General features: G+C 38.8%; 10 protein-coding genes. 3 read left to right on the top strand and 7 right to left on the bottom strand.

Annotated elements, in window-relative coordinates; translation table 11 throughout:
* Positions 1-1,088 (top strand): site-specific integrase (locus DW033_RS09585; protein ID WP_233554169.1); only part of this gene is annotated, 1,088 nt, incomplete at its 5' end.
* A gap of 74 nt (positions 1,089-1,162) precedes the next feature.
* On the opposite strand, the gene DW033_RS09580 is transcribed toward DW033_RS09585, so the two are convergent.
* From DW033_RS09580 to DW033_RS09560, 5 genes are all read right to left on the bottom strand, one after another.
* Positions 1,163-1,891 (bottom strand): trypsin-like peptidase domain-containing protein, encoded by a 729-nt coding sequence (locus DW033_RS09580; RefSeq protein WP_036610010.1) that lies wholly within the window; start codon positions 1,889-1,891, stop codon positions 1,163-1,165.
* A 301-nt stretch (positions 1,892-2,192) separates the two neighbouring features.
* The gene (locus DW033_RS09575) at positions 2,193-2,720 is read right to left on the bottom strand and encodes a GNAT family N-acetyltransferase (protein WP_036610014.1); all 528 of its coding nucleotides are present in this window, start codon (positions 2,718-2,720) and stop codon (positions 2,193-2,195) included.
* A 92-nt stretch (positions 2,721-2,812) separates the two neighbouring features.
* The gene (locus DW033_RS09570) at positions 2,813-3,106 is read right to left on the bottom strand and encodes a helix-turn-helix domain-containing protein (protein WP_004293696.1); all 294 of its coding nucleotides are present in this window, start codon (positions 3,104-3,106) and stop codon (positions 2,813-2,815) included.
* A 45-nt stretch (positions 3,107-3,151) separates the two neighbouring features.
* Positions 3,152-3,445, bottom strand: coding sequence for a DUF3876 domain-containing protein (locus DW033_RS09565; RefSeq protein ID WP_036610021.1), 294 nt, complete (start codon positions 3,443-3,445; stop codon positions 3,152-3,154).
* Complete coding sequence (locus DW033_RS09560) at positions 3,432-3,746, bottom strand: helix-turn-helix domain-containing protein (protein WP_036610024.1); 315 nt, start codon at positions 3,744-3,746, stop codon at positions 3,432-3,434. The genes DW033_RS09565 and DW033_RS09560 overlap by 14 nt, the downstream gene beginning before the upstream one ends.
* A gap of 227 nt (positions 3,747-3,973) precedes the next feature.
* Between DW033_RS09560 and DW033_RS09555 the strand changes: the two genes are divergently transcribed.
* A complete protein-coding gene (locus DW033_RS09555; protein ID WP_122382698.1) occupies positions 3,974-4,738 on the top strand; it encodes a LuxR C-terminal-related transcriptional regulator in 765 nt (254 codons plus the stop codon).
* Positions 4,739-4,770: 32 nt separating this feature from the next.
* Here the strand turns inward: DW033_RS09555 and DW033_RS09550 are convergent, their stop codons facing one another.
* Positions 4,771-5,073, bottom strand: a complete 303-nt coding sequence (locus DW033_RS09550) for a TIGR04076 family protein (protein ID WP_122382697.1) — start codon at positions 5,071-5,073, stop codon at positions 4,771-4,773.
* Between the two features lie 80 nt (positions 5,074-5,153).
* Positions 5,154-5,738: a phosphoglycerate mutase family protein gene (locus DW033_RS09545; protein ID WP_199712370.1), complete on the bottom strand. Its 585-nt coding sequence runs from the start codon at positions 5,736-5,738 to the stop codon at positions 5,154-5,156.
* A gap of 139 nt (positions 5,739-5,877) precedes the next feature.
* On the opposite strand from DW033_RS09545, the gene DW033_RS09540 reads away from it, so the two are divergent.
* Positions 5,878-7,926: a 3'-5' exonuclease gene (locus DW033_RS09540; RefSeq protein WP_122382695.1), complete on the top strand. Its 2,049-nt coding sequence runs from the start codon at positions 5,878-5,880 to the stop codon at positions 7,924-7,926.
* The last annotated feature ends 51 nt before the right edge of the window (positions 7,927-7,977 follow it).

The following is a 7,977-nucleotide window of genomic DNA, read 5'->3' as shown; positions in this document are numbered from 1 at the left end:
GTCCTGTAAACCTATGGAATCAGGCTAAAGAGAATTCAAAAGGCAAAGACCGTATGTCGGTGGAACTGAACCACTACTTAGAAATCACACGTTCGCACATACACCAAATTTATAGAGAACTGGAAACTTCCGGCAAGATTATCACCGTTGATCTTGTGAGAAAGTTGTTTTATGGTGTGGACGAAGATAGCAAAACACTATTACAGGTATTCAGAGAGCATAACGAACAAAGCCGTAAACTGATCGGAAAAGACTTTGTAAGCAAGACCGTTCAACGGTATGAAACTACTACCCGATATTTGGAGGAATTCATTAAGAAAGAATATCAGTTATCGGATATTGTCCTAAATAATTTAGAAGCTAATTTCATTTCCAAGTTCGATGCTTTTTTGAAGATTGAAAAAGGTTGTGCGCAAAATTCAGCCATCACCCGATTGAAGAACTTGAAGAAAATTATCCGTATTGCTTTGGAAAACGATTGGATAAAGAAAGATCCATTCGCTTACTACCGCTTCAAACTGGAAGATACAGATCCTGAATTTCTGACGATGGACGAGATTAAAATAATTCTTGCTAAAGAATTCACCATTAAACGAGTAGAACAGGTACGGGATGTTTTCATTTTTTGCGTTTTTACAGGTTTGGCATTCAGCGATGTGAAAGATTTATCACCTGAACACTTGGTAAAAGACAACAAAGGAGAACTTTGGATAAGGAAAAATCGCCAAAAGACAAAAATCATGTGTAACATTCCTGTGCTACCTGTGGCAGCTTCTATACTGGAAAAGTATAAAAATGTGGCAGAATGTACCGGAAAACTATTGCCAGTACTGAGCAATCAGCGTATGAACAGTTACTTGAAAGAAATTGCCGATGTATGCGGGTTACAGAAAAATCTGTGCACACATTCAGCCCGGCACTCGTATGCCACAAGTATTTGCCTAGCAAATGGCGTGAGTATGGAAAATGTTGCTAAAATGTTAGGTCATGCAGATACAAGCGTAACAAAACACTATGCACGGGTACTGGATCAGAATATTTTCAAGGATATGCAAAAAGTAAATAACTGTCTGTCTGAATTGATATAAATAAATAGCGATTAGAAGCACTTAAAATCTTCTAATCGCTATTTATAGTTTCACTTTATTTCATTTACAATAGATTATTTCTGTTTCTCTAGCAAATATTTATGTAATTTTTTCTTTATATATCCAGCATGAAGAATAAACTTCTTTCCGTTTCTTCCACCAAATAATATGCCAATAACCTTTCTTTTATCATTTAATATAGGACATCCACTAGCTCCCTTTTCTAAACCTCTATCAACAGTAAAACAATTATTAAAAAAAGATTGAGTATGTGCTGTCTCATCCACATCGTTTAAATATCTATCAACAATAGTCACAGGGATTGAATACGACTTAACCTTCTCAAAATCCACATAATCATTAGTCTCATTTTTTCGGAAAGTTATATCATCTCCAACTTCTCCGTTTACTTTCTTTTCATTAACTAGACCTTCCATAACAACTCTTTCTCCTATTTTGGGTCTATGTGTTTCGAATTCAAAAAAAATATCTGTAAGCAGATTAATCTTTGCAAATGCTAAATCTTTAAAAACATTATCTTTTTGGTTATTACGCTGTTTATATTCTACATATACACTTTGTATAGCGATTAGCTCAGATTTTTCATCAGGAAACGCACAATAATATTTACTTAATGGGATTTCTCCTATATGATATTTTTCAAAGACGTGTCCTGCTGTAACAATGTCACCAGCAGAAGATATTAAAAAAGCTGTTCCAAGATGTCTATACTTACCACCTTGTTCATATCCGATCAATAGCAATTGACCATATTGTTTCTCTAATTTAGACTTACAGTTCATTTATTTAGTAGCTTTATAGTGAAGAATCACAAAATAAAATAGTTTTCATCACAAAAACAAATTAATACTTCAACAAATTAATATGAAGCATTGACAAAGGTAAGTTCCGTATTTAGCCTGTTCAAGTCCGAGCCTTCGGTTTAGATGAAAATCTTCCTCTCATTACATTTCGAGTGTATTTTCATCTAAAGACTTGCACAGACTAAATACTTCACTGGAAAAGTCAATGATTCAAATTAAATTCCGAAAAACAATGTTTTCGGGGCTAGCATGAGGAAAACGTCTTTCACTTGAATAGCGTTTAAATAAGTTTCTCGTACAGTTTGAACCAATCCAGCCCGTAGTTGCCAAAACCTAAATCTACGGTATCAATGTATTCAAAACCACATTTCTCATAAAGGGAGATTGCCGGAAGATTATTTTCGTACACATCTAAACGAATAGATTTTATGCCTGATTGTTGAGCCAGTTCAAACGAATGATCCATCAAAGCACGACCGATACCCATCTTCAAAAATGAGGGATGCACTACAAATGTGCGTATGACAAAAATACGACTGTAGTCATCTTCTATTTTCCACCTTACATTATTATAGGCTTCATCGGGATGATGGTCTAAGATAATAGAGCCAGCTATCTTTCCATTATGCCTGACAACGAAAAGAGTATTATTTTCTATGCCAGCAACCGCATCTTTACGAATAGGATAAATGCCTTTTATCCATCCGGGATAGTTGGTGGTAGCTGATAGATAATCATTCAGATCATCATATAACTTTTCTAATTCGTCAATGTCGGCAATTGTACCGGATCCTATTACAAACTTCATAATTTCAACTGTTTGGGATGCAAAGGTATAATTTCCACCTTAATAAAAGAGGTTTCCTTTTAAGATAGTGGAAATCATACTCTTTTAGATAGTTATTCTTTCCAGCTTTCAAAATAATGCTTTTGGAGCAGTTTATCAATATCGCTTTGGCGATAGATAATTTTACCTTTTATCTGAATAAAGGGGATTAACCCTGTATCTCGCCACTCTTGCAAGGTTCGCAGACTGACATTCAGTTTCTTGGAAACCTCATTGTTAGAAAGAAAGCGTTCCCCGTTCAAATGGGGCTTGTAGTGTTTGACAATAGATTCAATGCCATTCAGCATCGAATCGAGCGAAGAAATAAATTCTTTGACTTGTGGGGTATCTTTATTTATTAGTTCCATGATTGAAAGATTGTTTTATTGAAATATTGATTTCAAGATGGCTGGTTAGTTACGTAGATAGTCACCTAGCGATGAAATGCTAAGTACATCTTTTGACGAATCATAATCTACATAGAGCCGTTTGGATGCAATGGAAATAAAATACTGGCTACCATCTTGCTGTATCTCATAAGTAGCGGGTGAAGCCTGTTTAGTGGTTTCCGATATATATATAATAGAAAGAAGGTACTCTTTATCGCTCCGATAAATGATTATCGTAGGATTCAGATTAACGCTTTCCCATGTGCCGACAATGGAAAACAGGTTGAAGGACGGGTAATCTTCTTTAGTTCTTCTCATAAGGCATAATTTGTTTGGGTGATTGATTTTGTGTTTCGCTGTCCGCAATAATTCTTTCAATATCAGAAGATTTATAATAAATCTTGCTACCGATTTGAGAATAAGCCAGTCGCCCGCTACTCCGGTAATATTGTAGCGTTCGCTTGCTAAAGCCTAACAACAGGCACACTTCCTGACTATCCAGCCAGTTTTCTACTTTCTGGGTATGAGTGCTGCACAAACTTTCTATCCGTTTGGCAAACTCGGTGAACCGTTCGCAGACATACGAAAAGGTTCTTTTTTCAATGGTTACTACTTCCATACTTTCATTTTTTAATGGTTTATAAAACGTGTTGATTCTCTTTTCATCGGCAAATGAAAGAAGAATCAAGAGCCGTTTTCAAAACTGTCTGAAAGTGGTATATCCTGTCTATCTCTGGCTTAATTCATTTGGAATATACTAATGAGATATTCGTTTTTTGAACGCATTTACATAGAAAGTCAATTGGAAATAGAGATACGAAAAGATTTATCGCTTATCTTTGCCGCATGACTACCAACAAGATAACACCCGAAGAACTATGGGCTAAACAACAGATCAGCCCACTAGATGTGGACTATGATTTGTGGAATGAACGCAGAGCATCTATACAGATATTCTCACAAATGAGTCAAAGTTGTATCTTTACAGTAGATGTTTTCAAAGAACGGTACGATTTTGCATCCGATAATTTTGCGAATATCTTCGGATATAACCCTACATGGATAAAGACGATTCGGAAGCAGGGGGATTTATTGGAGGAACGGATTCACCCGGACGACCGGGCGCAACTCATCGAACACCAGATTGAACACGGGCAGTTCATCTATTCACTTCCGCAGGAACAGAGGAATGATTATCAGCAGATATTCCAAATTCGTATGCTGAATGCCCGGCAAGAATATGTGAATGTAATCAGTCGTCACCAAGTGATTCAGAAAGACAAGAACGGAAAGGCGTGGATGATTATGGGAGTGATGGATCTTTCACCTGACCAAACGCCTATGGAGCGAATCAAGCGGACGGTTATTAATCGGAAGACGGGTGAGATACTTGCATCGGCAGTTGTTCCGGCAGACCAACAATTAACCAAGCGGGAAAAGGAAATACTCTTATTGATCCGACAAGGCTTTCTAAGCAAGGAGATTGCATCTAAACTGAACCTTAGTATTTACACGGTGAACAATCACCGCAAGAATATATTAGCAAAACTGAATGTCGATAATGTGATCGAAGCTATCAACCGGGCAGAAAGTTTCGGTATTCTCTATTAACTAAGCACTGGCTTTTTTCTTAATCTAGATCATTATTCAATCACTTCAATATAAAAAATAACAGGACGAAAACCATCGTTACATGAAATCATTGCTGAGTGCGGATTTTTCATCCAACCATCATAAAAGTTGCCGCCCTCATTGGCTAATTCTGTAACAAAATAGCTCATTGAATCCCAAGCACTTTCACACAGTCCTTCCGGTTTCTTTCCATCAACTGAAATAAAGATTGTACCTTGTTCAATATCACAAGTGTGTTCAATAGGATTTTCGTACATAGCCGATAAATCACTATGCTGTACCTTTCTTATAGCTGTTATTCTAATCTTTTTCATTTTCAATATTTATCACGTACGATATATACAAGGGTACTCATTTATAGCGATTCGTAGGGCTACTTTAAACGTATTTTCCATTACGGCATCCAATCCAAGCTATTTGTCAGCGGATTGGTTTTTCTCCATTGTTCCAGTTCTTCGTAATTGCGGACTCCACCCACAAATACGGCATGATAGATTTCTATGCCGGGAATCTGTACACCGTCCGGCACATCGAATTTAATTTGAAGGATGGTTTGCTTGATTTCAGGGGTAAGTCGGTTTGTAATGGCAGCAGTTACTTTTTCAACCACACCATCATATTTTGAGCCTTTGCGAATATGAATCATGTCGAACTTCCACGTGTTCATATCTTCATCTTCGTAGATGGCGTGCCATTCGATGCACTCTTCTTCTGTCTGAATCAGATTCTTATAGTGGACTTCCTTTAAAGAGAGCCGTTCGGCAAGTTCCTGCATCACAGGAAAGCTGTCTGCAATATCCAGAGTATCGGTATAGATATGTAGGTCTATATCCCTACTCTTTGCCAGCAGACCGGATTTAAGCGAGCCTACCAGATGAACGGTTGCCCCAATACGTTCCCATGCCGGAATAATACGGGTATGTTCCAGTATCTTCCAAGCGGTTTGCTGATTATGTAGGGCAAGTTCAAGAATATCCATATCGTTCATTTTGAGCGTGCAAAGATACAAAACTTATGGATATATAGCTATAAATAGCCATTTCCTATCCTACCCGATTGTAGTAATTTTGCGCACCGTTTTGACTCTTATTTTCATCCTTTAGCAATAAATTACTACGATGTTCAATCAAACAGAGAAGCAAGAAAGAAGTTATTTACAGCAAATAATCGCCCGGCTGAAACAGATAATCAGCCATACCGATGTGTCCGTGAAAGACCATGTAGATACATTGGCGGAGTACAAAGACTACCTTTGGAGCAATAAAGATATTGATCCGCATGAGATACGCTCGATGCGTGAAAGCATCCTGAATCATTTTGCCATAGGCGAAAGTGTAATTGACAAACGCCGACGGCTTGCCAAAATAGTAGATATTCCCTACTTCGGGCGAATCGACTTTCAAGAGAAGAGCGAAAGCCGTCCGATAATCCCTGTTTATATCGGCATTCATACCTTTCACGATACTGAAAACCGGACAACCGTAATTTATGATTGGCGAGCACCTATTTCAAGTATGTTCTACGATCATGAACTGGGTGAAGCATCTTATCAATCCCCATCGGGAGAGATAAAAGGGGATATTTCGTTGAAACGCCAATACCGGATTCGGGCTGGAAAGATGGAATTTATGATTGAAAGTGCGCTGACCGTCCACGATGACATTCTGCAAAAGGAACTGAGTGCTAATGCGGATGATAAAATGAAGAACATTGTCGCCACCATCCAGCGGGAGCAGAACCGGATTATCCGTAATGAGGAAGCCCGAACGCTCATCATTCAGGGTGTAGCGGGTTCGGGCAAAACTTCTATAGCCCTGCACCGCATCGCCTACTTGCTGTATGCTTTTCAGGGCAGTATTTCTTCAAAAGACATCTTGATTATTTCTCCGAACAAGGTGTTTGCCGATTACATCTCTAACGTGCTGCCCGAACTGGGCGAAGAAACCGTACCCGAATCCAGCATGGAGCAGATACTTTCTGAAGTACTGAATCACAAATACAAATACCTTAGCTTTTTTGAGCAAGTGAATGAATTGCTGACAAAACCAACACCGGACTTTATCGAGCGAATCGAATATAAATCATCTTTCGACTTCATCGCCAGTTTGGATCGCTTCATTCTGCACATCGAAAACCACTACTTTAGAGCAGAAGATGTGAAGCTAACGAAACACATCACCGTCCCGGCTGAATTTATCGAAGAGCAATTCCACCGTTTCAACCGCTATCCCATGCGCCAACGGTTCGAGGCAATGACGGATTATATTCTCGACATGATGAAAGTACAATATGCTTTCACGGTGACGACTGCCGAACGGAATTTCCTTAAAAAAGAGATCAAGCGAATGTTTGCCGGAAACAATGACCTGCAAGTCTATAAAGATTTCTTCACATGGATGGGTAAGCCGGAACTCTTTAAAATGCGGAAGAACCGCACGCTTGAATATACCGACATAGCACCAATGGCGTATCTGCATATCGCTTTGGAAGGTAATACAAAGAATTGTGTCAAACATTTGCTGGTAGATGAAATGCAAGATTATTCTCCAATCCAGTACAAGGTAATGCAAAAGCTATTCCCTTGCCGGAAAACGGTGTTGGGCGATGCCAGCCAGTCGGTCAATCCTTACGGCTCGTCTACTGCGGATATGATTCAGAAAGCTCTTGTCACAGGTGAAGTGATGAAGCTATGCAAAAGTTACCGTTCCACTTGCGAGATCACCGATTTTGCACAGAAAATACGGACAAACCCCGATCTTGAACCCGTGGCACGGCATGGAGAGAAACCGCAAGTACTACAATATAATAATGAGAAAGAAGAACTATCTGCTATTAAAGAATTAATAGCCACCTATCAGGAATCCGCCTATAAATCACTGGGGATTGTCTGCAAAACCGAATCGCAAGCCCGTGAGATGGCAGATAAATTACAAATTCCCGATATTCATTTCTTATCGAGCCAAAGTTCAGCTTTTGTACAGGGTATCGTTATCACCTCTGCACACATGGCAAAGGGTTTGGAATTTGATGAGGTTATTATCCTACAAGTAGATGATAGGAATTATCATTCAGAGATTGACCGGAGTATGTTATATGTGGCGGTAACGAGGGCGATGCACCGTTTAACACTGACATATAGCGGAACAAAACACACGCCATTCATCTAAATTTTCGGCTTACTTTATTGTCATGCGGAGATTAACCTCTATATTTACCAC

It is taken from the genome of Parabacteroides sp. AF39-10AC (assembly GCF_003635405.1).
In the GTDB taxonomy this organism is placed as follows: Bacteria; Bacteroidota; Bacteroidia; order Bacteroidales; family Tannerellaceae; genus Parabacteroides; species Parabacteroides distasonis.
This window is presented reverse-complemented; position numbering and strand designations above follow the sequence as displayed.

Excerpts from the sequence above, each read along its gene's own strand:
- DW033_RS09560 (WP_036610024.1), bottom strand. The coding sequence starts at position 3,746 with ATGGAAGTAGTAACCATTGAAAAAAGAACCTTTTCGTATGTCTGCGAA.
- DW033_RS09540 (WP_122382695.1), top strand. The coding sequence starts at position 5,878 with ATGTTCAATCAAACAGAGAAGCAAGAAAGAAGTTATTTACAGCAAATA.
- DW033_RS09550 (WP_122382697.1), bottom strand. The coding sequence starts at position 5,073 with ATGAAAAAGATTAGAATAACAGCTATAAGAAAGGTACAGCATAGTGAT.
- DW033_RS09555 (WP_122382698.1), top strand. The coding sequence starts at position 3,974 with ATGACTACCAACAAGATAACACCCGAAGAACTATGGGCTAAACAACAG.
- DW033_RS09545 (WP_199712370.1), bottom strand. The coding sequence starts at position 5,738 with ATGGATATTCTTGAACTTGCCCTACATAATCAGCAAACCGCTTGGAAG.
- DW033_RS09575 (WP_036610014.1), bottom strand. The coding sequence starts at position 2,720 with ATGAAGTTTGTAATAGGATCCGGTACAATTGCCGACATTGACGAATTA.
- DW033_RS09570 (WP_004293696.1), bottom strand. The coding sequence starts at position 3,106 with ATGGAACTAATAAATAAAGATACCCCACAAGTCAAAGAATTTATTTCT.
- DW033_RS09580 (WP_036610010.1), bottom strand. The coding sequence starts at position 1,891 with ATGAACTGTAAGTCTAAATTAGAGAAACAATATGGTCAATTGCTATTG.
- DW033_RS09565 (WP_036610021.1), bottom strand. The coding sequence starts at position 3,445 with ATGAGAAGAACTAAAGAAGATTACCCGTCCTTCAACCTGTTTTCCATT.